This is a genomic window from Aliivibrio friggae, assembly GCF_057368515.1.
The window spans coordinates 1,103,697-1,129,817 of the sequence record NZ_CM170649.1 but is presented as its reverse complement, the minus strand read 5'-3'; the positions used below and the strand labels follow the sequence as shown (position 1 = coordinate 1,129,817).

The following is a 26,121-nucleotide window of genomic DNA, read 5'->3' as shown; positions in this document are numbered from 1 at the left end:
ATTATTTTCCTTCTCTTGCTTGAAGTTGGTATTGAACAAACGTATCTGTTTGATCGCTTAATGCCAGTAATTTAACAAGTGAGATAACATAGTTAAAAGACGCTAAAGAACGTTGAGTTTTAATACTAGCCAAATACAACTCAGCATCGACCACATCTAATGATGTAGATAAACCTTGTTTAAACGCTTTTTCACGTAGTAATACATTCTCTGACGCGAGCTCTAGACTTGAAGCTAATCCTTCATATTCATCGATGGCTTGAAGCGCTTCTCGATACGTTTTTTCTACCAGTAATGCGAGATCTTGTTGAGCTTGTTTTTTTAAATATTGAACTTGCTGAATCGCATTATGTGCAGCGACGACTTTATCTGAACGACCTTTATTATCAATCAGAGGTACATTCACACCAATCCCCACCATCCAATCAGGGGCTATTTCTGCAGATAAACTGTCTCCCTCATATAGATTGTAGTTACCATATAAATAAACTTCAGGATAATAACGTCCTTTTTCTGCTTTAACTAAACTGCTTGCTTGGCGCTCTTTAGCGTCTAATAAATCAAGACCAGGGTAAGTATTTAATGTGTTATCTATGAAAGCACTTAGCTGAGGTAAAGAAGGATTAGTAAAAAGTTCAGTCTCAGGGGTAATGGTTTCTTTTGATTGCAACATACTCGCTAATGCTGCTTTCGCAATATCAGAATCTTGCTGCGCTTTACGTAAATCTACTCGTGCCTTATCGTACGATGCATCGGCTTGAAGGCGTTCAACTTTGGCGATCTGCCCTTGTTGCTGCAGTTTAATAGCATTGTCTCTGTGTTTTGCTAATCCTTGTTCTACTTCGCTATAGGTTTTAACTACCTCATTAGCGAGAACAACACTAAAATAGTATTTAGCTAGATCTTCATAAGAGGCTTGTTGTTTCATTTTCAGTTTACTGCGTGCTTCGTCTGTTTTTCCTTCAGCGGCATTTTCAGCAGCAGAAATTCGTCCACCTGTAAATATAGGCCAGATAGCACGAATTGAACTGGTGAAAATATCACGTTCAGTTAATGTTGAAGTAAGTAAATCGTTTAAACCACTTAATGCTGGTAAGCCAGAAGAGCCTAATTTAGTACTATTAAGAAGTTGATCTGGTGACACCGTCACATCATCATCAAGATACGTATAATTTGCACTTAGTGTAACTGAAGGTAAATTAAGATCAGAAGTACCTGAAGCTAATGATTCTTGACGTTGAACATTCATACGCTCAGCGGCAATGCCATTATGATTATTGAGTACATTTTTCCATGCACTATCGAAATCTACCGATTTAGCGCAAACAGACAGAGACATAAATGTGGTTAATAAAGCAGATAGACGTGTAATTTTTAGCATAACCCCTCCAATGGATAGAGTATAAGCTCTAATTGGTTTTGAATGCAAAAAAAAAGCTTATCGATAGTAATACCGATAAGCTTTCATACTAAATAATATAATTACTTAGACATACGAATTAGAGAAAGGCCAATTAGCCATTCAAGATCTTTACGGCTTTCTTCGCCATATAGGTCTTCAACCATTCCGTATAGACGCTCAATGCCATTATGAGCAAATTCATGTGCATTTGCAGAAGTAACGATATGGTGGAATAAAAGACGTAGAATTGCACGGAATTGCTCGTCTTCTAAAGAAGAAATCCAGCTATCAATAAATGCTTGTTTATCACCTTGCATTTCAAGACGTTCAGCAAATAGACGGAAAATACGACCATCTAAAGCAGCAGTAAAGTCAGTTTTCTTTGGAAAGTGGTGGCTGATACCTGTTCTAGATACACCAGTCTGTTGGCTTAATGTCGTGTATGACATTTTGTCATAGCCTAAGCGTAATAGTTGATCAATAACCGCATCCATGATCTTCTGGATGGTGATTTCAGTATCTTCTTTACTTCTTTTTGGCATAATAAAACTCTTCTAATGTAGTTAGTCCATTAAGAAATTAATCGTAAAAATTAACTAAATGATTTAATTAAGCTAATTTATAAGATTCAAGTCCATTTGTATAATTTTTTTTATGATATTTTGCACGTTAAACATATTATCGCAATCTAGCCGTTAAAGCATTCTCAAGTATAAGAATCACATTTTTAACGAAATATCTGTTTGCTGCTTAACCCTGCCCTATGTTCAGTCAGTATTCTGTATTATACAGTACGGAATTACAATACACTGCTCTGAATTCTGACAAAGATTTGTCATAAAGGTTCATATTTTGAGGTCTTAGTCCCAAGTTGTAATACTGTTGTGGAATTCTTAGTAATTTGTTACTACGGAAAGTTTTTGCATATGCCTGTTATAAATACTAGTTTTCTAATATGAACAAGCATAGTATATCCCATAGATAACTATTATGAGGAAACAAACGATGACTTCTGAAGTTGAGCAAAATGTACCATGTGATTCATGTGGCTGTAGTGCAGAAATGGGTTTTGTGATTAAAGAAGGTGATGATGTTGCTGAAGTAAGCATCTTCGCTAATAATAAAGCACAGTTAGAAGCAGAATTTGCTAATTACCTATCTCTAGCGAAAGAAGTATGCGAAGACGTTGAGCACAATATTGAGCTGGCTAACGATGAAAAAGAACTTCATGCACGCTTAAAATTCTCTTGTAGTGCAGAAAAACTGATTTACGAATTAAAGACCCGCTCTCTTAGAAAATAATCAGTTATAGATAACAAAGAAAAAAGGCTCTCACATTGAGAGCCTTTTTATTAATATTCTTGGTACTAAGCAGCTTGGATATTGCTTGCTTGAGGGCCTTTAGGACCTTGCTCAACATCAAAAGTTACTGCTTGGCCTTCTTTCAACGTTTTGAAACCGTCTGATTGAATCGCGCTGAAGTGAGCAAACACGTCAGGTCCGTTTTCTTGTGCGATGAAACCAAAACCTTTCTCTTCGTTAAACCATTTTACAGTACCAGTCGCTTTAGACATTACGTCTCCTTAATGTTTGAATTACTCGCGATTCTATTTATCGCTGCGGTATTTGAATACCGGATTTCACTATACCAAATGTGTTTTAATAAAAAAAACCGAAAAACAAGACTTATATCACTGATTTGAAATTAAACATATTTCATTTATAGTCGATAACAAAGTAAGTCACTAACTTTATGTTGTCTATATTATGTCTAAATCGCACATTTCTTTGGCCTTACTAATGGTAGCAAGCCTTACTTCTTCACCTTTAATGGCTGAAATGCTTAATAAACATCGCTTAATAAATCATATTGATAGCTATGGAAATATCAATTTACGACATACAAATTACACAGAGCTCCCTGATAATCTTGAACTTAAAGGCAATGTAAATCTTGCCAACAGTTACATCAAAAAGTTACCCAAGGGCTTAATCGTCAATGGTGATCTCAATTTAGCTAATACGAAGATTAAGAACATTCCCAGAGGGACGCAAGTAAAAGGCTATTTAAATCTGGCTGGAACAACCCAACTCAAGCGATATACTCGTGGTATTAAAGTGGCAGGTTTTATCAATTTTGCAGGTTCAGGCTTAACAGAGCTTCCTCAACGATTAACGGTAAATGGCGATTTAAGTGTTATTCGAACCCCTTTAGCTAATTTGCCAAAACAATTAGTCGTAAAAGGGAACCTTTATCTTGGTTACTCTCAAATCACTACCCTACCCACTGACTTAATCGTCAAGGGTAATATCTATCTTGGTGGACAACAAATCACTGAATTTCCAGAAACCATAAAAGTTGATGGTTATATTTTTAAGTAGCATTACAATAGAAGACTGTTTTTTCTTTAGGTTTGATAATGTTAGATAATCTGCATCAAATGGTAATCTTTGCTACGGTAGCCAATGAGTTAAACTTTACACGTGCTGCTGAAAAGTTAGGTATCTCCAAATCTCATGTATCCAAACAGATAAAAGCCTTAGAAACTCGCTTAGACTGCCAGTTAGTCCAGCGTAATAATCGATCTGTTTCGATCACTGAGCTAGGTCAGCAATACGCCGAATACAGCCAAAAGCTCATTGATATTGCTTATGAAGCTGATGCCTTGTTAGATGCACACCACGGTAGGATATCTGGCGTATTTAAGGTTGGTATTGCACAATCCTTTGGTAATCGTCATATCATTCATGCCCTTGCTGAGTTTCAAGCGCAATTTCCTGACGTTGATCTGGAAGTCACCCTATTCGATCATAAACCAAAGCTGTTAGAGGATGGCCTTGATTGCTGGATAGCCATACATGATGATTTACCCGAAGGCATGGTAGCGAGAAAAATTGCCGACTGCCGTTTTATCGTCGCAGCTGCACCAAGTTATATTAAAGAAAATGGGTTGCCTTCCCGACCGGCTGATTTAAGTAAACATAAATGTATTGCTTATCATAGTAATGAGCGCAAGTTTAATGAATGGGAATTTACTCGTGATGGCGTCCATCAAGTTGTTAAAGTGCAGAGTATTTTTAAAATAGACAATGCATCAGCGATTTTAGATGCAACTAAAGCCGGAGCCGGTATATCGTATTTGGCGAGCTATTTACTTGAAGATGAATTTGAAAATGGCACTTTGGTACGTTTATTAACGGAATGGCAAGCAGACATGGTATTACCGATTTATGCAGTCTATCCAAGACGCCAGCACTTACCTCCAAAGGTTAGAACCTTTATTGACTTTTTATCCCAACAAGTGGGTAATCCACCACATTGGGATAAAAAGCTATTCAATTAAACTTAAAGAATCAGAACTATTGTGCGTTCTTTACTGGATTAGCGTAAAGCGCACGCAGATAAGGCTGTTCTTGTAATGACAACTGCTCCAGCTTAGTATCTAACTCTTGTTTTACTTCTTCTGTCACGGTATCAGAGTCAACATTCGCTGCTGCATAATTGATTGGGAACAGATGGTAATTTTTTGTTATCTGTTGATCCATCTCTTGTGCTAATAGATCAGCAGATTCCGGTGCAGAAGTGACAACGTCACCAAAGTGAATATGAATGCGTTTCTTATTACCAATGATCCCTTTGATAATACTGTCGATGTCTTCAAATTCACCTTTCTCGTATGAACCTAATGTTGCTACGGCATTCAATTCTTTGGCCTTTTGGACATCTAATGGATCATTCTCATAAGAAATAGATACAGGAACTATCTTTAAGCTATTCATGTAATCAGAAAAGCTCTCTTTACGTTTACGCCCTTCAACATGAAACATCTTTAAAATTGCAGGATCGGTAAAGTCGTTACCATCCTTTGCGCGACCTTCTTTTTGCGCGATCCAAATAGAGTTATTGGTTTCTAAAGAATGCTTAATATAAGCAGACAACTGCCCTAACGCTTTAAGCATTTGACGAGGCGCTTTTGCTGAACGTTTTACAATGAAACTTTTGTTTAGCTTCATTAATTCCGTACTGCAGGCCTTTTTCAATAAGTTATCACCTATCGCGATTCTAACGGTTTGCATCTTATTATTGTATAAAACCCAATTCATTAACGCAGGGTCCATAGCAATATCACGGTGATTAGAAACAAATAAATACGCTTGATTAGGATCTAACTTATCCAGTCCAGTATAGGTAATACCATTGGTTGTCTTTTTAACCGTCTTATTCAAATACGTCGCCACATTCAACTGCACATCTTCTATTGTGGTGATCTTAGATAATGAGCGACGTAACTTACAACGCAACAATGGCGCTAATAGCCAAAATAAAAACTTAGAGGCAGAAGGAAACTTGTAATGCAGAATAGCGGTAATGAATTCATCATCAGAAATTAAACGCTCAATAGCAGCAGGAACTTCATCATCATTATATGGGCGAATTTCTTGATAGATATCTTGTGTGGTCATTTTTAGACTTCTGGTTACCAAAAAGGAAATGAGGCCATATTCTACTTGATTTTACTTCACTTGTACGTGAACAATTACAGTGGTCGTACCATTTGTGAGTAAATATTACTTTTACGATAGAGAATCCGTTGATTTTTAGGTAAAAACCAGTAAAGTTACGAACTCAAATTTAGAGGTACCTATGAAAAACGCAATCACTTTTCACTCAGAGACACATTCCCATCTTTTTTATACAGCGAGAAAGAAAAAGAACCATTATGAATTCGTATCTGTTCTTACTGGTGCTGCGCTTATTCGTTTAGGTAAATGGGAATATTTGGTTCTGCCTGGAGAAGGGTTTTGGCTTCCGTTTGATGCTTTATCTTCAATCACTATTGTTCCGAACTCGAGTATCTCTACTGTTAAGTTTTCGGTGAGAACTCGCGAGTTATTACAATCTCATGGTGGTTATGTTGAGATGAGTCCTTTATTACTTGCGGGATTACAAAAGCTGCAATCAAGTAATTTAACAGAACTTGCTGAACAGCGTTTATTGCAGGTAATGCAAGATGAGTTACTTACGGCCTCTTTGCATACAGAATTGTCTGTAGAATCAAAGAGTATTAATAGCTACTTATCCTCATTAACTGACGCTAAAGAGACGGTAGATTGCCAAGTGTCCCCAGACATGATGATCGCATTGAAAGTAAGAGAAGCGGATAAAATGCGTAAATCTGGCGCGAAAGATGAGATGATTGCGAAGCGTTATTTTTCAGGCAATGTACAACTACTTCAACAAGTATTTTCTTTACTAAAGTAAGCTAACGTCATCACGATGATGCTCGATTTTTCGTTATTGGAAAGGGATTTCAAACTGCATAAACACCTGATCATCAGCGCGTTCATGCCAGCGATAATCAATACGAAAACGGGCATTTCTTCCCTGTTTTTCTCCACCAAACGCTAAGCTCAACTGTAAACCATGACTTTCAAGCCATTCGCCATATGATTCAAATTCTTCTATTTTTTTGTCGTAATATTCTTCAGGTTGCCACACAGTAAAACCCACCGCACTGTCACTAAGGTAACCAGTTAATAATGGGTCATCTCCAGTAGTGTAAGCCCACTTATCCCAAAAGCTTTCTTCAAAAACTTCTTCTTCAATATTTTTTGTTATTTCAGTTAATTGTGAAATAAACTGATTAACTTCAAATAAAGGCACTAAACAGTGGTTGTTTGACGAATAAATTTCACGTGAATAACTATCGTAGCTTTCTTGCAAACAAGTCGACCTCTCTTCTGCACTTGCGTACATAGATATTGCCATCGTTAAACTGATTAAGCCAACTTGTATTTTCATAGATTATTACTCGTATAATTGATGCCTAGAAATGTATTCTTGGACACCCTTTGTTGTTAAGTGGGAGATATCCTCACCACGTTGTATCGTATTTCTTATATCGGTACTTCTAATAGGTACTGTTTCTGGACAAGCCATAACACTCCAACGTTTTATTATCTCATCAGCTTTGAAAAACTTGTCAAACTTAAGGAAGTTATCTGGCCCAATGATAAAAGTAATATCGGCATTACAGTGTAATTCTTGAAGTTTTTTTAAGAGGGAAAAAGTGGTGACGCTTTGTTCTGGAATGTGGATCTCTTTTTCCAAGGTAGATAACTCAACGTTACTCAACGCTAAGTCAGAAATAAATACATTAATCATATTAAGTCGAGTTTCATAAGGCAGCATCGCTTTACCCCATGCGTGTGAAATACTTGGTACCAGTAACACTTTGTCAAAATGCCCAAGACGTTCAATCACGCTCTTGTGACCAAATGATGGTGGATTAAAGGCGCTACCAAATACTGCAATCTTCATTTTTAATCTCGTTATTGTTGATATTATTAATCAGCATAAGTGAAATTTATGTCGATGGCTATGTGAGAACACTATTAGGCTGTTATTAATTCATTTAATTCAGTATGATTATTCTACTTAAGTGTTAATAGCCCCTCAATAAAGGGTAAAGGAATCGCAATGCAACAGCAGATTGTTGAAGAAATGAAAGTAAAAGAATCAATTGACCCAGTTCAAGAAATTACAACTCGTGTCGATTTTATTAAATCAAAACTAATTCAATCTCATTGCAAATCGCTAATCCTTGGGATCAGCGGTGGTGTCGACTCAACAACTTGCGGGCGATTAGCTCAAATTGCAATTAATGAATTAAACCAAGAGCTTGAAACGGATAAATACCAATTTATCGCGGTACGCTTACCTTATGGTATCCAAAAGGATGAAGATGAAGCTCAATTAGCCTTATCTTTTATTCAACCTTCTCAATCAATCAGCATAAACATTAAAGACGGTGTTGATGGCTTACACAAAGCGAATCATATTGCTCTTGAGCATACAGGCCTACTTCCTAGCGATTCTGCAAAGGTAGATTTTGTGAAAGGCAATGTAAAAGCACGCGCACGAATGATAGCTCAATATGAAGTTGCAGGTTATGTTGGCGGTTTAGTATTAGGAACCGATCACTCTGCTGAAAACATTACTGGGTTTTACACTAAGTTTGGTGATGGTGCGTGTGATTTGGCTCCCCTATTTGGCTTAAACAAGCGTCAGGTAAGAGAGGTTGCTGCGGCGTTAGGTGCTCCTGAGCAGCTAGTGAAAAAAGTGCCAACGGCTGATCTAGAAGAACTTGCTCCTCAAAAAGCAGATGAAGATGCACTGTTGGTTACTTACGACCAAATAGATGACTTTTTAGAAGGTAAGAAAATTGATGCTGAAGCAGAAGCTAGATTAATTACTATCTACCAACTGTCCCAGCATAAACGCCAACCGATCCCGACTATCTACGATTAGTAATTCAGAGATCAGTCAAGGCTAGGTAAACTTCCTGTTTGATTGACCAAGGCTTCTTTTGAGGCCTTGGTCATTTTTTTTATACGATACTCATATTTTAACGCGTGTGATTTTGACTCTACATTCTGTGCCCACACTAAAGTTAAAGGCCCTTTTCCTCGTAAATACTTCGCCCCTTTGCCTGCTTTATGCATTTCTAAGCGACGTGGCAAATTATTAGTGATGCCACAATATAAACTGTTAGATCGGGTTCGTATCAAATAGAGAGTCCAGTCAGATTTAAGCTCTGTCATGTCACTAAGAGAGAACCTCATTAACCAATTGTTTTAATTCATTCAGCTCGGTACGTAACTGAGAAACTTCAATTTCTAATTGCTCAATTCGATCATTTTTTTCGGTATTTTGTGTCGGTGCTTCTTGAATACCAGAATCAGCGACGCTGTCACTCAGCTCACCGCAAAATAAGTGCCCATATCGAGCTTCACGTTTGCCTGGCTCTTTTGATAGCTTAACAACTTTAGGAGAGAGTTCATCTGCGGCTAATTTATTTAAAACGGCCTCAACCTGCGCAACATTTTCAAATTCACATAAGCGTTGCGTTCTCGTTCTTAGCTCACCCGGCGTTTGAGGCCCACGTAAAAAAAGGACACATAAAATAGCAATCTCTTGCGAAGACAATTTAAGGCTACCAAATTCGGTGTTACAAAAACGGTGTTGATATTTAGCGACTCTTGAGTTTCCACGAGTTTCATCAGTCACTAATCGGTCTTTAATCAGTGCATTAAGTGCATCTAATACGTTTGAATCCGTCATTGAGGTGACAGGGTCACGATTGCTTTTTTGATTGCATGCGTTCGTTAGTGCATTTAATGTTAATGGGTAATGTTCTGGTGTGGTGATTTCTTTTTCTATTAAACAGCCAATAACACGTATTTCTGCCTGGGTGATAATTCTCATTCTTATGATTCCTTTTACTTTATTCGATAATGCATACGATAAAAGTGTGAGCTCTGTTACTAAATACTACTGTTGACTCTATAAATAGTAGTTATCCCCTGTTCTATCCATGATAGTATTCTTTCGTTAGTTTAATATCAATTGGAGAAATACACATGGGCCTTTTTAGTAGTCGGTCTACCTCAGCCTCTTTATCTATCATTGCCAAAGGTTGCCGAGTTATAGGTAACATTGAATCTGAGCATAGCATTCAAATCGATGGTTTTGTTCAAGGTAATATCTCAACGGAAGCTGAAGTCATTATTACTCCTTCTGGTCGTGTCCAAGGTGACATTAAAGCAGGATTGGTACTGATTAATGGTTTAGTTGAAGGTACATGCCAAGGTGGTGAAGTAAATATCCAGCCTAAAGGCAAATTCAAAGGTACAATGCAAACTCAACAATTGACCATCGAGAAAGGTGGTTTACTGATCGGTGAAAATCGTGAAGTGGTTGATATTGAAAAAGTAACCAAAATTACAGAAACTAAACCTAATACAGAGAAAGAGAAGATAGCGGTTTAACTGCGTCTTAATTTATTTTTTTAGCACTGTATTGATCTTGTTATTGTTTTCAACGCTGCATTTATGATTTAATCAAGAGAGTAGCTATTAAATATTATAGGATATAAAAATGAACAACGTTTTTGAAATCATCAACCAAGCTCGTCGTAAGAATAAACTAAAACGTGAATTACAAGATAACCAAAAGAAAATTCGTGATAACCAGAAGCGTGTGACTCTTTTAGAAAACATGTTGGATTATATTCACCCAACAATGTCTACTGACGAAATCATTGCTGTTGTACAAAACATGAAAGCTGATTACGAAGACCGTGTTGATGACCACATCATCAAAAGTGCTGAAATCTCTAAATCTCGTCGTGATATCAGCCGTAAAATCCGTGATTTAACAGAAGCGGACAAAAAAGCGAATAAATAATCATCGCGCTTAGATACAAAAATGGAGGCCTATTCGCCTCCATTTTTTTATCCTACTTTTCAATTTTATATATTTGCTAACTCAGCTAATGCTTCAGTAGTCACATCTTCAACAGCTAAAAACATTGATTTAATTTCCCCTGTTGTACTTCTCATAGGATTTAACGTGACATTTTGGTACATAAATTCACTTTGCTGAGTGATTGGTCGAACATTACGGCAACGAAATAAATAAGGCCTTTGTCGCCAGATAACAAAACTGCGCGTTCCTAAATCAAACACTGGTTTTGATTTTGCTTTAAACCAAGCATCATTAATCTCAGGGAATATATCAAATAAAGATTTACCCATCACATCATGAGCTTGTTTACCACTGTGGTGCGTCATAAACCCATTCCAAAGATGAATATTAAATTCTTTATCCACAACAATTAAGCCTACATCAACATTTTGTACCATGTCGACCATCCAGTGAAACTGTTCAAACTCCGCAGGGATCCCGTTCATTATTCATCATCCAGTAAGTAAGCTAGTTTGTTATCTAAAATTGGCAGGGATTCATCTACAATCATCAATAGCATATCGCATTTAATGTCTGTTCCATCGATGTTATAACTGACTTCAAATGCCATCAAACGATTAAATGAACCATTAGTAGATTCAATTACACTATCTACAGAGATATGTTGGCCCAGTAAGACCGGAGCGCTTTGGAAAAAACGAACTTCGGCTTGTTCGCCGATTCCTTTTAAAAAAGCACCCACTAGAATATTAGAAACATCCATTAAAAGCTCTAATTCTAGACTTGCATCATCAGATTCAGGGTAATCCATTAATTTGATTAAGTCAGAGACACTTGAGTCACTCAATAATACGAGAGCTTCCCCTGCGATTCCCTCACCGCTAAAGCCCTGACAAACACCCGACATCTCTTGGTTATTTGCTAAATGGCGCAATGTCATCTGTAATTCGCTCATTTCAAACAGATTAACGTTAGGCAAAGGCATATGAACAAACACATCAAAGTGACGCGCTAATGAATCAGCGGCACGACCAATAGCGACATTGGCAACTTCTAAATAAACATCACGGCGACGCAGCTGGATCGGGGCTATCGATTGTGGCGTATAAGTCTGCTGACGTTCTGGTTGAATGCCAATAGAAATAAGGGTTGAGATTAATGTCTCTTTATCAACAGGCTTTTTAATAAATGCTTTTGCACCAAGCGCCAATACTCGTTGTTGAGCTTTTGGTTGAATATCACCAGAAACAACAACGACTTGTGTGGATATATTACGTGCATTTATCTGCTCCAATGTACCATAGCCATCTAGCTCTGGCATCGTTAAATCGAGAAACAGAAGATCATATGACGTAGCTTCAAGCTTACCAATAGCATCCCAACCATGATGAGCAAAATCTATCGTTGTCCCCCATGAAGATGGGATCACTCGCGCTAATTGTTTGCGCGCTAAAGCTGAATCGTCACAAATTAAGATGGAAATTGCCATCTAAAAACCCTTATTAACTAAAACTATCAATACTATATCAAGTAACCTTTCGCATAGATACAGTACAGCATTGTACAAAAACAAAAAAAAGGAGCTAAAAAGCTCCTTCTTATCTTTTATAAAAGTGATTCTATTACATGAGATCAGCTTTTCTATTTAGCAGAGGCTCTGAAATTTTACGATCCTTAATTTTAAACCATAGGTATGTTGCTACGATTGAAAAGAAAAGATACGAGACAGCAAAAATAAATGGAGAAGTAATCAGTTCCGCATCTACCGCCATCATAACACCGACAATGGTTACAGCCATTTTTGAGAATAAGCCAAGCATTAAAAGTAATAGCGCCATTTGTGGGTAACGGGTCGTTCTAAATGCAAACCAATGACAGCAGCCTACTGCTAAGCTCGCTATACTTAAACCTAAAAGAAAAGAATGAAAGTGCTCGGCAGCGGCAACACCACCTAGAGTTGAAACTAAAAAGATTAGTAGTAATTTCATAATATAAGACCTCGAAAATAAATTGAGAGCATCCTTTCAATTTTGGAATCTTTGTTTTCGCTGTATTCTATCGCTTTTTTATCAAATTTCAACTAGGTGAAGAATTGCAACATGTTGCGGTTTTGTTGCAAATAAATGGCGTTATTTCTGATAAAATAGCTAGACTTAGTCTTTATCTTTTTATGTCTTATAGTTAATACGCACAATGTTAAAAAACAGTTAAAATACACATAATGCGCGAGGAATAATTATTTTTATTATTTTTGATCTGATATAAAAAAGCACTCAAAAATGAGTGCTTTTATACTAATTAATTTCAGACTTAGATTATGCTTGCGACGCCGCTACATAATTTTCTAACTCTTCAACTTGTACTGTAGTGATGTAATTACCATCAAGGTAGAAAGCAACGCTGTCATCCGTTTTCTCACCGCGAAGTACTTGTTGAGTACCATCTAGTAGCGCTACGTGCATCTCTAGCGTATTCGCATCGATTTGCTCAACTGATGTGCTTTTCACATTATTATTTACTTGAAGTGGAGCAATTGGTGCCTTCGTCATCGAAGAGTCAATTTTATCATTTACTTTAAATACTGCACCGCCAACATCTTTATCGACAAGAGCTGGACTTTTACCAGTAATGATATTTTTACCAGTCCAAAACTCAATTGAGTTAAAAATAAATAAATCCGCTGCAGCAGTGATACCGTAAACAGGAGCTAATAGGATATAAAGTCCAGCACGACCATAACGGTTATCTACTGCTTTTAAGTTACCAAAAGTCACTAATTGAGTAACCCCCATTTGGCCCATACAACCAGTAAGAGTTGTAATGCCTAATGTTACTGCCACTGCGATTTTAACTTTTTTAAAGTTCATAATTTTCTCATATTTATTAGTTATGTTTTTACCGCGGCAGATATTATCAAGCAATTAATTGTAAAAATAGACCGAAGATCATGATTTTACATAAAACTGACAATATACTGTCGCCACTAGCCAATATATTGACACTGTCAAATATGCAATGTTAGATTGAAAAAATGTGGTGTAATTTTCATACAAGCTATTCCAATACATATAAAGTGCTGATAAACTCCGCGCAGATTAACGTGACGTCTGTCATGTTTCTAAGAATCAATTATAAAAAACATACATTTAATTGTAATAAACTTTCAACTCACTGAGATTGCGATGAAAAATATCGATAAAGCAATGCGTATCCTGCTTGCAGGCTTCTGTATTAACCTATGTTTGGGAATTCTTTACGCATGGAGCGTATTCAACAAAGCTCTTGTTACTGATATGGGCTGGACGGCGTCACAAGCGTCTCAACCTTATGCAACTGCAACAATCACTTTTTCTATCTGTCTTCTTGTTGCTGGCATCCTTCAAGATCGCATGGGTCCACGCCTAATCTTGATCTTCGGTACAATCTTAGTTGGCTTGGGCATGATCGCATCAAGCTTCGCTGACACTGTTTTCATGCTGAACTTAACGTTTGGTGTTATGACAGGTGCTGGTATCGGTTTTGGTTATGCTTGTCTTGCTCCATCTGCAATGAAGTGGTTCCACCCTTCTAAAAAAGGCATGGTTAATGGTTTAATTGCTGCAGGCTTTGGTCTTGCTGCTATTTACCTAGCTCCTGTTACATCGGCGCTAATCTCTATGTACGGTATTCAAACAAGCTTCTTAGTGCTTGGTGTGGCAATCCTTGCTATCGCAGTGCCATTAGCGACGACAATTACTAACCCACCTGAAGGTTACACGCCAGAGCTACCAAAAGTAAAAGCGGGTAAAGCACCTATTTCTACTCGCCAACCACTTGATCTTAACTGGAAAGCAATGCTTAAAACGCCACAATTCTACTCGTTATGGATTATGTACGCGTTTGCTGCTTCTGCAGGTCTTATGATCATCGGTAACATTACTACGATTGCAAGCATGCAAGCTAATCTGCCTAACGCGGTTTACCTAGCTTCAATCCTAGCTGTATTCAATTCAGGCGGTCGTGTTGCTGCTGGTATGCTTTCAGACAAAATTGGTGGCGTTAAGACACTGCTTATCGCGTTTGTTTTACAAGCTGCAAACATGGCTATGTTCGGTACATTTGATAGCGAAGTTATGCTAATCGTTGGTACTGCAATCGCTGCTGTTGGTTACGGTACTCTACTTGCTGTATTCCCATCGTTAACTGCTGAGTTTTACGGTCTGAAAAACTACGGTACTAACTATGGTGTACTTTACACATCATGGGGTATTGGTGGTGCTATCGGTGCTGCTGTTGTTGGTTACTCAATGACTCAAGGCGGTGACTATGCACTGGCTTACACTATCTCTGCAGTAATGGTTGGTGTTGCAATTGTTCTAGCTCTTGTTACCAAACCTATTTCTGAAGAAAAAGCACAGCAACTAAGCCCTGCTACTGTTTAATATATTCTTAATAAAATCAAGCCCGTTTACTGAAAAGTAAGCGGGCTTTTTTGTTTTTCTTTTCATTTATTATTATAATCAAAGTTCTTTTTCTTCATGGATGCGCTTATGTTTTCTAACCGCTCATTACTTATTCTTCTTGTTGTCATCTTTTCCGGCTGTGCGACCTACGCCACTTATAATTACGACCAACTTTTTGGTAAACAATCTGTACAACAACGACTTAATGAATATAACACTTCTGACAGTTTACAATATCTTAATGAGGTTAAGCCTTTAATCGATAAGCGCTGTGTCGTTTGTCATGCCTGTTATGATGCACCTTGCCAACTTAAAATGTCATCTGCTGAAGGAATGGATCGCGGCGCTCACAAATTCCCTATTTACCAAGGAACGAGGCTAGTCGCAGCAAACCCTACTCGTTTATTTGAAGACGCTCAAACCACTCAAGAGTGGCGTGATATTGGTTTCACCCCTATTTTTAATGAACGTGAACAAACACCAATAGCCAATACTGAAGCCAGTGTGATGGCTCGTATGCTAACGTTAAAACAAAATAATCCACTGGCAGACGAAAAACAATTAACCGGTTATGACTTTGCTGTCGATAGAGACCAACAATGCCCTACGATTGAGGAAATGTCTGATTATGAATCTCAATACCCTAGCTGGGGAATGCCTTATGGGATGCCAGGGTTAAATGATTCAGAACATAATCTATTAGTAACATGGTTGGAAAAAGGAGCTCAGACAAGTGATATTGCACCACTGTCTCAGAATGAAAAAAGAAACATCGCACAATGGGAATCTTTCTTTAATGGCGACAGTTTAAAACAACAACTGACAAGCCGATATTTGTATGAACATTTATTTTTAAATCATTTATATTTTTCAAGTGACCCAGATACTTTACGTTTTTTTAAGTTGGTTCGTTCTGCAACCCCTCCAGGTGAAGAGATAGCTTTAATTGCAACTCGTCGACCATATGATGATCCAAACGTTGGTCGCGTTTATTACCGTATTACTCCGGTTAGAAGTACCATTGTAGATAAAACTCACATGCCTTACTTACTCGATCAAACGCGTTTTAGTAAATGGGAGCAATGGTTTATTAAAGAAAGTTACACTGTGACTAAACTACCTAGTTATTCTACGGAAATTGCGGCGAACCCATTGACGACGTTTGTTGATTTACCCGTTAACTCTCGCTATAACTATTTACTTGATGAGGCGCAAGACACGATTCAGGGGTTTATTAAAGGGCCTGTGTGCCGTGGACAGTTGGCTCTTAATGTGATTAACGACCATTTCTGGGTGTTTTTTGTTGATCCTAAAACCGCCGACAATCCTAACGTCGAGCAGTTTTACAGAGAGCAAAAACAAAACCTAGCATTACCGGCTGAACTAGAAAGTACAACCGTTCCTATTACGAGTTGGATACAATATTCACGTAATCAAGCACGTTATCTTAAAGATAAAAACATATATTTAAATCAAGTATTTAAAGACGGTCAACACTTAACACCTGAACTCATTTGGGATGGCGGTGATGATAATAACAATGCAGCCTTAACGATTTATCGTCATTTTGATAGCGCGTCCGTCATTAAAGGGTTAAATGGCCCTACCCCTAAAACCGCTTGGGTTATTGATTATGCCTTATTAGAGAGAATCCATTACCTTTTGGTCGCTGGCTTTGACGTATATGGTAATTTTGGTCACCAATTGATGACCAGAATGTATATGGACTTCTTACGAATGGAAGGGGAAACTAACTTTTTAACTCTACTTCCAAGAAAAGAACGTAAAAAAGAGTGGCAGAGTTGGTATCAAGATCCATCTCCACAATTGAGCAAATACTTACAGCGTGATGTTCAGCCATTCGAACAACCTACTCGTATAAAATATGTATCGGACAATCCAAAAGATGAGTTATTTGCTCTGTTGCGTAATCATATCGGCTCAAATATATCCCAACGTTACGATGTCACAAACTCAAAGCTGATGAATACGTCGCATACATTATTGAAAACGATAGACACTATACAAGGCTCTGGTTTACAGCACCTACCACAGATTATTACGGTAAAAATTATTGCTGATACTGATAATCATAGTGAATTTTTTACTTTATTTAATACCAGTGCGCATAAAAATATTTCTTCTTTGTTTAACGAAGAGAGTAATAGAATGCCAGAACAAGATCATTTCTCTATTCTATATGGTGTTGTTGGTAGTTACCCTGCCGCATTCTTAGAGGTAAGAGAATCACAGTTAAAACGGTTTATCACTCAACTGCGTAATATTAGCTCTGAAGGCGACTATATTGCCTTTCTTAATCGCTTTGCTATTCGACGAAGTTCGGTAAAATTTTGGCCATACAGTGATGAATTAACAGAGTGGTATAAAACACATAACCCTATCGAGGCCGGGCTGCTTGATTACAATCGTTTTGAAAATCGCTAGAAAAAATAATATGCGCTAATTGTAGACAAACAACACAATAATTAGCGTTGTATTAATGTTGGTCATTGAAAAGTAGCGATTCTCGAGCGATACTGTTTTTTTTAATAAGGTATCTCTTTTTGTTAGAATCGTTATTTATCAATACACTTACCGCCTTTAGTGATGATTATAAGGCATTGTGTAAATCACATTACCCTACAATTCACAATCGAGGAATGTCGCCAGCACATCTTAGTGCCGCATTTAATCGACGATTGATCTCACTTGCTAAGTGTAATGGCAATACCATAAGTAACGAGCTGGTTTTTCATGATACCACCCACCACATCTTTGTTTATTCTATTCTTATTGATAAGCAAAAGGTATGGATTATTTATCCGCAATTTTTGAATGCCAAAACAGAAGCTAAATCACAAATGCTGTCATCGATAAAACACACGATAGATAACTTGGGGTTTGAAGTAACAGACAGTCTCGCGATCTTATGCGATCACTGGTTTGATCGTACGCGCAGCAGTAAAGCTCTTTATCACTGGTGGACAGGAATTTTGCCAGCTCAAAATGATAACTACCTAAAGCAAGGTATACACAATCAGCTTTCAGAAGATAATTTCGCAGCAGTATTAGAAACCAATTATTCTATGGCATGCGTTAATCGTTCTATTTATCATCCCTTAGAATCTAATCAACAGCATGCTTTACTTAAGTATTTTCTCTGTTTTGCGCTATTTAAAAATAAAAATCCAGCTTGTCGATAATTATCCAAGTGATTCTTTACTTGGATCCTTAGCGATATGCTCCAACTCAATCACACCTTTACAACCTAAGTTCTCAATTTGAGTTTTATGTAATTGAGTGCTTAAATAGAATCCATATTGATACAGAGTATCACCCTTCTCATTTTTGAATTCTTTTCTATAAACGATGTCACCAATCATACTAGGGAATGAGCGGATTCTAAGTTCACAGCAACCTTCTTTTAATTTCCTTTCACTGGTAAAACCAAACCCTTTTTTAGACACATCCATTAATTTAATACTAACAAACGGCATCAATCGGTGAGCCCAAAATATTTTTGCATTAACCGATTTCTTACATTCAAATCTAGGCCAACGACGTTTCAGTAAAAATTCCACATATCACCCTGAAGAAGTCTCTATGTGACTATTTTCAACAAAAAAACCAGAAAATTCAATCAAATTCTCTGACTTTAACTACAGTATGGCATAATATATTTAAGCTCAGTTAAATAATGAACAAATACATCAACTTTTTAAATGTAAATGAATTAAATGATAACAACGTATTAATTACATTCACTACCTTTTGTATTCATTTGTGGTAAATATCATGCGGCTAAACTCGCTTTTAGTGATGGATATCACACATCAACAAGTACAGTAAGCCGTACTATTAACGAGGTCATATTTTCATTTCTAATTAATATTAATATATTTGAGCTAGCTCTATTGGATAACCTCGCTCACTTGCTAACCTTTCAGCTTCAAGCTCGATTTTCTCTTCGCTGTAAATGGGCGCACTCTTTATTTTTACTTCAAGCTGCATTAAACGACCGAGCTCTTTCGCACATGTAATAGCAGAAGACGCTTTGACTATTTCAGCTCTAAAGTAACCATCAGGTGTATACGATATATTTGCCGCTCTTAATGTCACATCATCTCCTGGGATCTGTTGTGCTCCGTATAACGCCTTCCCTGCTGGTGTAGCTTGGATAAATTCTGGCATGAATTGAGAAAGATGAGCGATGGCTTTTACGGTTCTGTCTTCTTCGACTTGCTTATCCCATCCTTCTTTAATTTTTTTATTAAACTCTTCAGACAATTTTGGTTGTGCAGAAAGATGACAAGAGCCAGATAACCCATTCTTAAATAAGGTTATTTCTTCAGTCATACCATGCAGTTGAAAAAAACCATTTGGATAAGGAGTAAATTGAGCCATACCTTGTGGCGTTCCACGTTCGCCATGAAAAATAATTTCAGGCCATTTACCATAGTTATCATTATTCCAATGCGTGACATAGGCTGCTTTAAATTCAACTAATCTCTTTCTAGGTTTATTCGCAAGATCATCGATTATGCCAGTTTTAAATCCCGCACTATTAACTACATAATCAAACTTTTTTAAGTGCGTTTGCTTATCTTTTGTGTAGCTTAGTGTCCAGCCGTCATTATCTACTCTTTCTTTATGGACACCATTGACTGAACTAGAAAAATTAAGCGTGACGTTATTTTGAGAAGATAACGTTAACAGTGCCGTGGCTGCCATACGAAAGACACTTAAACCGTGTTCTTGTACAAGTACAACTGGATACTTTAATTGTTCTAAATCCACTTGATTAGAGAAACCGATTAACCACTCATCTAATGTTGTTGGGTTATTGGTTGGAGTGCGTAACGCAATTTTTTGTAATTCTTTTTTTGAATACGTTTTAAAATAATCGCAAGCAGGACCGAATACTTGATTGGTTTGATCTTCAGCGATTAGATCTGAATATGTGGTTTGAAGTAACTTTAGGCGAGGTAAGAGTGCTTCTGGCTGTCCTTTGTCTATTTTAGGAATAGCGATAATGGTTGGACGGACATTCAGTGTATGTGGAAAATAACGCACAGTATCGATAGATTCAGTGAGCAGCGTGATACATTGTTCATCAGAGATCTCTCGATATAAGTTACCTCCCGCATGAAGATGGCAGATAGGGGGACCATTAACCAAACTGGTGCCTTGTTCAAACACGTCAATATCAACGTCATACTCTGATAAATACATGGCAATACTTGAACCGGCGATTCCACCACCAATAATTGCAATTTTCTTGCGAGATTGAGATTTATCCATCTTATTCTTATCTATCCAAGGCTATTTTTTATTGACTTGTCTATTTTACTTCGCGTCACAAAAAAATAATAGGATATCATAAAAAAAGCTTGCTACAGAATGAAAATATTTATTATTCATACAGTTAAAGGGTTATTCAAATAGTTACCCACAGAAAATGTGGATAACTGTGAGTATCTCTAGCCCCAGAGTGTTAAATTTAGAATTCGAACCAGAACACCAATGAAAAATAAGCTCACTCCAATGCGATACCATTTGTGTTCTTGAATTGAGAGATCAATACGTTTTACAAAAAGTAAACACGCCCCACCCCAATCAGCCGTTCGTTTACCATATAGTGAAATTGCCAACAAGAGCGAGATCACTCCAGAAGCAATAAATAGGTTTTCTAAAATGGTGACCATAACATTCATGACTGTACTCCTTTACGTCTTATTAGCATTACTATGGCTTGAAAGTCTTTAGAAAGTAAATTAGCCATTGGTCGTAGAGTTATTTTTCACATCCGCATGAAAGAAGTTCTTATTATGACTGGGATTTTGTTATACTGCTCACAACTTTATTTGATAATGTGAATGTAATGGAACATCTTGAAGCCAAGCTAAAAAAATTAGAAAAAAGAAACTACCGTAGTTACACCTCTATTAAGGGGGAGTATGACTTCACCGACTTCACTTTATCTATTGATAATGTTCAATCTGACCCATATGCGCCGCCTTCTCGCCTAAGAGCGAAGCGTGCTTGGTCACTAACTCATCTTCAATGGTTGCAAGAAACGTCTCTTGATTATCAACGTGCAGCAAGAGATTTCCTTGCTCGTCACTTTAGTCAACTGCTTGAGAAAGATACGACACTTTCAATTGCGCTTTCTGGCCAAACTGTTTTAGATCATACATCGGTTATTTTTGATGATGAAGGGATTGAACTTCGTTATAACATGAACTTACCAGCTGATGGTCGTGAGATCTTAGCGAAACGCGCGATTAATATTTTGACATTCCACATGCCAAAATATATCCGTCGTACTTTATTGGCTCGTGAATTACCAATTGATGAGCTAAAAGCACACTGCCAAGTTATCGTTGATCAAGTTGCGCTACGTCGTCAGTTAGCTGAGCATAATTTAGTGGCTTTTGTTGCTAATGGCAGTATTTTACCTCGTATTGCAGGTAATAATGATCGTCCAATGAAAGAAGCGATTGCATTTCAAAGCCCTGCGTCTCTTGAAGTTGAATTATCAACACCTAACCGTGGCTTAATTAAAGGCATGGGGATACCTAAAGGTATTACGCTTATTGTTGGTGGTGGTTTTCATGGTAAATCAACATTACTGAATGCATTAGAGCGTTCAATTTACGATCATATTCCTGGTGATGGCCGCGAATACATTGTGACTGAGTCTTCTACAACCAAAATTCAGGCTGAAGATGGACGTTGTGTTCACAATTTGAACCTATCAAACTACATTAATCATTTGCCGATGGGTAAAGATACGACCTGTTTTTCTACACAAGATGCATCAGGTTCTACATCACAAGCGGCATGGCTTCAAGAGTCATTAGAAGCGCAAGCAAAAACGCTATTAATAGATGAAGATACTTCAGCAACTAACTTCATGATCCGTGATGAGCGCATGCAAGCATTAGTTAATAATGGTGCAGAGCCAATCACGCCATTAGTTGATCGTATTGGCCAATTACGTGATGAGTTAGATGTATCAACCATTCTAGTTATGGGTGGTTCTGGTGATTACCTTGATGTTGCCGATACGGTGATTCAAATGCATGATTACCAAGCGGTTGATGTCACTGTAAAAGCAAAAGAAGTGGTAGCGACTCATCCTACAACGCGAGTTCGTGAAGGTTCTGAACATTTATTACCAACTCAAACTCGTCAGTTGAACCGTTCTTCTCTTCAAGCTATCTTGCAAGAAGGTAAATTCCGTATTCAAGCAAGAAACAAGAATACATTACGCTTTGGTCGCGAATTAGTCGATATTACCGCTATGTCTCAGTTGCAGTCTTCAGCACAAGTTCATGCGATTGGTTGGTTGTGGTTCCAACTTTCTCAAACTCCAGGTTGGGAAACTGACCCTGTTGAATTTATTGCGCAGCAACTGCATGACAACTGGCACGAATTAATGCCAAAACACGGTGATTTAGCGAAGCCTCGTGTTATCGAAGTTATGGCAACATTAAACCGTATGCGCGTCGCAGATTTCAAGTAAGTCTCTAGTTTACATATTTTTATATAGCCTCCGCTTCGGAGGCTTTTTTTTGTATTTTATTTCACAAATTTAACAAAAAACAATCAGATCGGTTACATATTATCTTAACTGTATGATATTATCCTGCCTAAAAGTGAATAAATACGTTTTTTTAATGAATAGTATTCCACTTTTTAAAAAAACAGTGTACTCTTCACAATAACTGAATGAATACGGAAGTTTAGTGAATAATAATGCTAAGGATTAGCTTTTATTAACTAGTAGTAATTTGAGAGATTTATGCAAAATTCAAGTGAGATACCCCAAATGAGCAAGAAGAAGAATCTTCTAATGTTTCTTATCCCATCACTAATAGGTTTATTCCTATTTATGGCACCAATCACTTATAACGGTGATATCACAATACCTGTTGCTGTATTAGCAAAATCTATTCAGGCACTATTTGGTGATCATTTGGTTGCGATAGTCACAGGCATCGTTATGTTTATGTCTGTTGTTACCATTCTAGCTAAAATCATTAAACCTAGCTTTATCACAAATAACCCCTTTTTATTTGGTTTACTTAACCCTACCCCTCTTTGGTTTGTGGTTCGCTTAATTGGTGGCGTAGCTGCTGCAATGGTTTTCTTTCAAGTTGGTCCAGAAGCGGTATGGGAACCAAATACAGGTGGCTTAGTTCTTAATGACCTTTTACCTGTTTTATTCTCTGTATTTATTTTTGCTGGTTTATTACTTCCTCTACTACTTAATTTTGGTCTATTAGAACTGTTTGGTGCGCTTTTAAGTAAAATTATGCGCCCTATTTTCAACTTACCTGGACGTTCAGCTATCGACTGTATGGCTTCTTGGTTAGGTGATGGCTCTGTTGGTATTCTCTTAACAAGCAAGCAATACGAAGAGAAGTTTTATACTCAGCGTGAAGCGGCCGTTGTTGGTACTACATTCTCTGCGGTATCAATTACTTTTAGCTTAGTGGTTATTGCACAAGTTGAATTAGAGAGTTACTTCTTACCATTCTATTTAACGGTATGTCTAGCTGGTGTTGTTGCTGCAATCATCATCCCTCGTTTGCCGCCTCTTAGCCGTAAAAAAGATTTGTTTATCGATGGTACTGAACGAGCTGCAGATGCTGAAGTTATCCCTCAAGGTTATACTACATTCTCTTGGGGTCTTGAGCAGGCAATGAATAAAGCATCAAAAGTAACCTCTATTCGTAGTGTATTTGGTGAAGGTGTTAAAAATGCAGTCGATATGGTTTTTGGTGTATTACCTGTTGTAATGGCGCTAGGTACTATTGCTTTAGTTATCGCTGAATATACATCTATATTCTCTGTATTGGGCCAACCTTTTATTCCTTTCTTAGAATTACTTGGTGTTCCTTATGCGGTAGAAGCATCTCAAACGATTGTTGTTGGTTTTGCTGATATGTTTATTCCATCAATCATTGCTGCTTCTATTGATAGTGAGATGACTCGTTTTGTTATCGCTGCAATGTCTGTAACTCAGCTTATTTATATGTCCGAAGTGGGTGCTCTATTACTTGGTAGTAAGATCCCTGTGAATATCTTTGAATTATTCGCTATCTTCATCTTACGTACATTAATTACGCTACCTGTTATTGCGGGTATGGCGCACTTGATTTTCTAAACGCTTCGTTTAATTTAGCTAACACATATAAAGGCGATCTCTGATGAGGTCGCTTTTTTTGTTCTAGTTTATGATGTTATAAAAAAGGGCCTAAATTTCTTTAGGCCCTTTTTGAGATAATGTAACTCAAGAAAATCAATTAATTACTTAATTACTTAATTATATGATAATTGAGTTATCTCTTTTTCTTATTTATAAAAAGCTTCAACTGTGCCTTTTAGTGTGATCATAAGAGGCTGACCACGACGATCTAGTGCTTTTGGTGAAGGAATTTTTACCCAACCTTCACTAATGCAGTATTCTTCAACATCTGTACGCTCTTTACCATTAAGACGAATACCAATGTGATGCTCAAAACACTCTGCTACATGATGCGGGCTACGAGGATTGCCAGAAAGGTGATCAGGTAGAGCTGGTTGCGATTTAATATCGTTCATGTTTGTTGCCTATAGAAAATAAAAAGTGCGCTATTGTAGTCAATATAAGCCTAAGCCTCAAGAGATACTGATTCAATTATCATAAATGTTGTAAAGCTTTGCTTGTGGCGAAATAAAAGCCTCATTAGCTTCAATAATAGTAACTATTTTTTCTTGATTCATACTCATACCTTTAAAGTTACGTTGACAACTAACGCCTGCGTGGCACGTTTATTACGATATATTGATACCGGTAAAACTCAAAGGAGACGTAAGCAAGTACGGAACATTCTCTATATGGCTATGATGTCAGCATACAATGTAACCCAGTTTTTAAGTCAACTTACAGTCGCATCGTAGCTGAAGGAAAAACACGTTAACTATTAGTTATTGACACCATATTCGTTTTCTACGATTAATTTGATATTACCTTTGTCATTATATATTGATAAACAACAAAGGCTTTTAATCAGTGGAGTCAACTATGCTTTCTTATTTTGATATATAAAAACCCAAGTAAAAAATAGCATAAATATAAAATCATTTAGACCGTAGATACTATAGAAAAAGCCTGCAAACAAATCCTGCTCATAAACCGACCTAATATCATTACCTGAAAACCAAACTAACCATGCAATAACATATACGAGTTTCTCAAGCGCGAAAGCCAATGCTAGCCACTTGATATTTGAGTTAACAAAAGATGCTCCTAAATATGCAAGCCCCCAAACAAGGATCATTAGCAAACCAAAATTAGACATTACAACCGGATCGAAATCATTGATTACCGAGTTAGTAAAAAATCGAGAGAAAGTTAGAACTCCAACAATATTCATTAATGCTGCGGCGATAAAACCAAGCCTTAGTACTTTATTATTCATTACTCCGTTCCTATTATAAGTTAATACATCCTATACAAATTTAGTATAATAAGTAATTATAGTCTTAAATACTCGATAGATCGCATAACACGTTTGCTACTATATAAGCCTAGCTGAGTGTTAACGCCTTAATCACTGAAACTAAAGGTAAACTGACAACACTGAGTGTAGCAAATCGTATTGATGCAATTGTTATATTTTTGATTTACGATTCAGCTGATTAACTAAGATTAATCCTACCCTTAAGGTTGATGTATAAAAGAGTAATTGAAAAGCAAATGCAAGGATAAATCCAACTTCCTTTAGATCCTCAATATGCGAAAGCCAATAAATACACCAAACCGTTGAAACTATAAAAGATAGATAATAAGACAATTCACTTATTTTTAAGTACGTTTCAATCCCTAACGATTCTTTTTTATACACAAAATAGCTTACAACAAAAATAATAAATACCGTTAATGATGAATTTAGTTCTATGAACATTGATGTATACATCGGCTTCCTAATGAGATTATTTAAAATAGAAATAAA

General features: G+C 37.1%; 29 protein-coding genes. 12 read left to right on the top strand and 17 right to left on the bottom strand.

What is annotated here, in order from left to right; genetic code table 11:
- Position 1: 1 nt before the first annotated feature.
- Positions 2–1,381: a TolC family protein gene (locus tag AC2INI_RS18630; RefSeq protein ID WP_486305983.1), complete on the bottom strand. Its 1,380-nt coding sequence runs from the start codon at positions 1,379–1,381 to the stop codon at positions 2–4.
- Positions 1,382–1,482: 101 nt separating this feature from the next.
- Entirely contained in the window at positions 1,483–1,944 is a 462-nt protein-coding gene (locus tag AC2INI_RS18625) for a TetR/AcrR family transcriptional regulator (RefSeq protein WP_122033233.1), read from the bottom strand.
- Between the two features lie 463 nt (positions 1,945–2,407).
- Between AC2INI_RS18625 and AC2INI_RS18620 the strand changes: the two genes are divergently transcribed.
- Positions 2,408–2,704 carry a YfcZ/YiiS family protein gene (locus AC2INI_RS18620; protein ID WP_122033232.1) on the top strand — a complete coding sequence of 99 codons (297 nt, stop codon included), beginning with the start codon at positions 2,408–2,410 and terminating at the stop codon, positions 2,702–2,704.
- 65 nt (positions 2,705–2,769) lie between these two features.
- Here AC2INI_RS18620 and cspE read toward each other — a convergent pair whose 3' ends face one another.
- The gene (gene cspE / locus AC2INI_RS18615; RefSeq protein WP_122033231.1) at positions 2,770–2,976 is read right to left on the bottom strand and encodes a transcription antiterminator/RNA stability regulator CspE; all 207 of its coding nucleotides are present in this window, start codon (positions 2,974–2,976) and stop codon (positions 2,770–2,772) included.
- A gap of 193 nt (positions 2,977–3,169) precedes the next feature.
- On the opposite strand from cspE, the gene AC2INI_RS18610 reads away from it, so the two are divergent.
- Together AC2INI_RS18610 and AC2INI_RS18605 are read left to right on the top strand one after the other, a co-directional pair.
- Complete coding sequence (locus AC2INI_RS18610; protein ID WP_486305982.1) at positions 3,170–3,784, top strand: hypothetical protein; 615 nt, start codon at positions 3,170–3,172, stop codon at positions 3,782–3,784.
- A 38-nt stretch (positions 3,785–3,822) separates the two neighbouring features.
- Positions 3,823–4,746, top strand: coding sequence for a LysR family transcriptional regulator (locus AC2INI_RS18605; RefSeq protein WP_122033229.1), 924 nt, complete (start codon positions 3,823–3,825; stop codon positions 4,744–4,746).
- 16 nt (positions 4,747–4,762) lie between these two features.
- On the opposite strand, the gene AC2INI_RS18600 is transcribed toward AC2INI_RS18605, so the two are convergent.
- Positions 4,763–5,866 (bottom strand): 1-acyl-sn-glycerol-3-phosphate acyltransferase, encoded by a 1,104-nt coding sequence (locus AC2INI_RS18600; protein ID WP_486305981.1) that lies wholly within the window; start codon positions 5,864–5,866, stop codon positions 4,763–4,765.
- A 181-nt stretch (positions 5,867–6,047) separates the two neighbouring features.
- On the opposite strand from AC2INI_RS18600, the gene AC2INI_RS18595 reads away from it, so the two are divergent.
- On the top strand, positions 6,048–6,665 hold the full coding sequence (locus AC2INI_RS18595; protein WP_486305980.1) for a hypothetical protein: 618 nt from the start codon (positions 6,048–6,050) through the stop codon (positions 6,663–6,665).
- Positions 6,666–6,698: 33 nt separating this feature from the next.
- Here the strand turns inward: AC2INI_RS18595 and AC2INI_RS18590 are convergent, their stop codons facing one another.
- Together AC2INI_RS18590 and AC2INI_RS18585 are read right to left on the bottom strand one after the other, a co-directional pair.
- Positions 6,699–7,205: a hypothetical protein gene (locus AC2INI_RS18590; protein ID WP_122033226.1), complete on the bottom strand. Its 507-nt coding sequence runs from the start codon at positions 7,203–7,205 to the stop codon at positions 6,699–6,701.
- A gap of 6 nt (positions 7,206–7,211) precedes the next feature.
- On the bottom strand, positions 7,212–7,724 hold the full coding sequence (locus tag AC2INI_RS18585; RefSeq protein ID WP_486305979.1) for a nicotinate-nicotinamide nucleotide adenylyltransferase: 513 nt from the start codon (positions 7,722–7,724) through the stop codon (positions 7,212–7,214).
- Between the two features lie 159 nt (positions 7,725–7,883).
- Here AC2INI_RS18585 and nadE point away from each other — a divergent pair, with 159 nt between their 5' ends.
- On the top strand, positions 7,884–8,714 hold the full coding sequence (gene nadE / locus AC2INI_RS18580) for an ammonia-dependent NAD(+) synthetase (protein WP_486305978.1): 831 nt from the start codon (positions 7,884–7,886) through the stop codon (positions 8,712–8,714).
- An 11-nt stretch (positions 8,715–8,725) separates the two neighbouring features.
- Here the strand turns inward: nadE and AC2INI_RS18575 are convergent, their stop codons facing one another.
- Positions 8,726–9,007: a GIY-YIG nuclease family protein gene (locus AC2INI_RS18575; protein WP_486305977.1), complete on the bottom strand. Its 282-nt coding sequence runs from the start codon at positions 9,005–9,007 to the stop codon at positions 8,726–8,728.
- A 4-nt stretch (positions 9,008–9,011) separates the two neighbouring features.
- Entirely contained in the window at positions 9,012–9,671 is a 660-nt protein-coding gene (locus tag AC2INI_RS18570; protein WP_486305976.1) for a YceH family protein, read from the bottom strand.
- 155 nt (positions 9,672–9,826) lie between these two features.
- On the opposite strand from AC2INI_RS18570, the gene AC2INI_RS18565 reads away from it, so the two are divergent.
- Together AC2INI_RS18565 and AC2INI_RS18560 are read left to right on the top strand one after the other, a co-directional pair.
- Positions 9,827–10,234 (top strand): bactofilin family protein, encoded by a 408-nt coding sequence (locus AC2INI_RS18565; protein WP_122033221.1) that lies wholly within the window; start codon positions 9,827–9,829, stop codon positions 10,232–10,234.
- A gap of 109 nt (positions 10,235–10,343) precedes the next feature.
- Positions 10,344–10,652 (top strand): DUF496 family protein, encoded by a 309-nt coding sequence (locus AC2INI_RS18560; RefSeq protein WP_060993732.1) that lies wholly within the window; start codon positions 10,344–10,346, stop codon positions 10,650–10,652.
- Positions 10,653–10,717: 65 nt separating this feature from the next.
- Here the strand turns inward: AC2INI_RS18560 and AC2INI_RS18555 are convergent, their stop codons facing one another.
- From AC2INI_RS18555 to AC2INI_RS18540, 4 genes are all read right to left on the bottom strand, one after another.
- Positions 10,718–11,158 carry a PAS domain-containing protein gene (locus tag AC2INI_RS18555; RefSeq protein WP_122033220.1) on the bottom strand — a complete coding sequence of 147 codons (441 nt, stop codon included), beginning with the start codon at positions 11,156–11,158 and terminating at the stop codon, positions 10,718–10,720.
- Positions 11,158–12,162: a response regulator gene (locus AC2INI_RS18550; protein WP_122033219.1), complete on the bottom strand. Its 1,005-nt coding sequence runs from the start codon at positions 12,160–12,162 to the stop codon at positions 11,158–11,160. The genes AC2INI_RS18555 and AC2INI_RS18550 overlap by 1 nt, the downstream gene beginning before the upstream one ends.
- 133 nt (positions 12,163–12,295) lie before the next feature.
- Positions 12,296–12,661, bottom strand: a complete 366-nt coding sequence (locus AC2INI_RS18545; protein ID WP_122033218.1) for an NADH:ubiquinone oxidoreductase — start codon at positions 12,659–12,661, stop codon at positions 12,296–12,298.
- Positions 12,662–12,988: 327 nt separating this feature from the next.
- Entirely contained in the window at positions 12,989–13,540 is a 552-nt protein-coding gene (locus AC2INI_RS18540) for a DUF3332 domain-containing protein (protein WP_122033217.1), read from the bottom strand.
- Between the two features lie 315 nt (positions 13,541–13,855).
- On the opposite strand from AC2INI_RS18540, the gene AC2INI_RS18535 reads away from it, so the two are divergent.
- The 3 genes from AC2INI_RS18535 (at position 13,856) to AC2INI_RS18525 (ending at position 18,318) form a co-directional block, all read left to right on the top strand.
- Entirely contained in the window at positions 13,856–15,094 is a 1,239-nt protein-coding gene (locus AC2INI_RS18535) for an L-lactate MFS transporter (RefSeq protein ID WP_486305975.1), read from the top strand.
- Between the two features lie 108 nt (positions 15,095–15,202).
- Positions 15,203–17,560 (top strand): fatty acid cis/trans isomerase, encoded by a 2,358-nt coding sequence (locus AC2INI_RS18530; protein ID WP_486305974.1) that lies wholly within the window; start codon positions 15,203–15,205, stop codon positions 17,558–17,560.
- 119 nt (positions 17,561–17,679) lie between these two features.
- Complete coding sequence (locus tag AC2INI_RS18525) at positions 17,680–18,318, top strand: hypothetical protein (protein WP_486305973.1); 639 nt, start codon at positions 17,680–17,682, stop codon at positions 18,316–18,318.
- Here AC2INI_RS18525 and AC2INI_RS18520 read toward each other — a convergent pair whose 3' ends face one another.
- From AC2INI_RS18520 to AC2INI_RS18510, 3 genes are all read right to left on the bottom strand, one after another.
- The gene (locus tag AC2INI_RS18520) at positions 18,319–18,696 is read right to left on the bottom strand and encodes a hypothetical protein (protein WP_122033213.1); all 378 of its coding nucleotides are present in this window, start codon (positions 18,694–18,696) and stop codon (positions 18,319–18,321) included.
- A gap of 310 nt (positions 18,697–19,006) precedes the next feature.
- Positions 19,007–20,416, bottom strand: coding sequence for an FAD-dependent oxidoreductase (locus AC2INI_RS18515; RefSeq protein ID WP_122033212.1), 1,410 nt, complete (start codon positions 20,414–20,416; stop codon positions 19,007–19,009).
- Between the two features lie 179 nt (positions 20,417–20,595).
- On the bottom strand, positions 20,596–20,829 hold the full coding sequence (locus AC2INI_RS18510) for a hypothetical protein (protein WP_122033211.1): 234 nt from the start codon (positions 20,827–20,829) through the stop codon (positions 20,596–20,598).
- A gap of 167 nt (positions 20,830–20,996) precedes the next feature.
- On the opposite strand from AC2INI_RS18510, the gene AC2INI_RS18505 reads away from it, so the two are divergent.
- A complete protein-coding gene (locus AC2INI_RS18505; protein WP_486305972.1) occupies positions 20,997–22,643 on the top strand; it encodes a P-loop domain-containing protein in 1,647 nt (548 codons plus the stop codon).
- Positions 22,644–22,922: 279 nt separating this feature from the next.
- On the top strand, positions 22,923–24,290 hold the full coding sequence (locus tag AC2INI_RS18500; RefSeq protein WP_486305971.1) for a YjiH family protein: 1,368 nt from the start codon (positions 22,923–22,925) through the stop codon (positions 24,288–24,290).
- Positions 24,291–24,478: 188 nt separating this feature from the next.
- On the opposite strand, the gene AC2INI_RS18495 is transcribed toward AC2INI_RS18500, so the two are convergent.
- Both AC2INI_RS18495 and AC2INI_RS18490 read right to left on the bottom strand, forming a co-directional pair.
- The gene (locus tag AC2INI_RS18495; protein ID WP_105055996.1) at positions 24,479–24,727 is read right to left on the bottom strand and encodes a DUF3297 family protein; all 249 of its coding nucleotides are present in this window, start codon (positions 24,725–24,727) and stop codon (positions 24,479–24,481) included.
- A gap of 461 nt (positions 24,728–25,188) precedes the next feature.
- A complete protein-coding gene (locus AC2INI_RS18490; protein WP_122033208.1) occupies positions 25,189–25,587 on the bottom strand; it encodes a hypothetical protein in 399 nt (132 codons plus the stop codon).
- Positions 25,588–26,121: the final 534 nt, after the last annotated feature.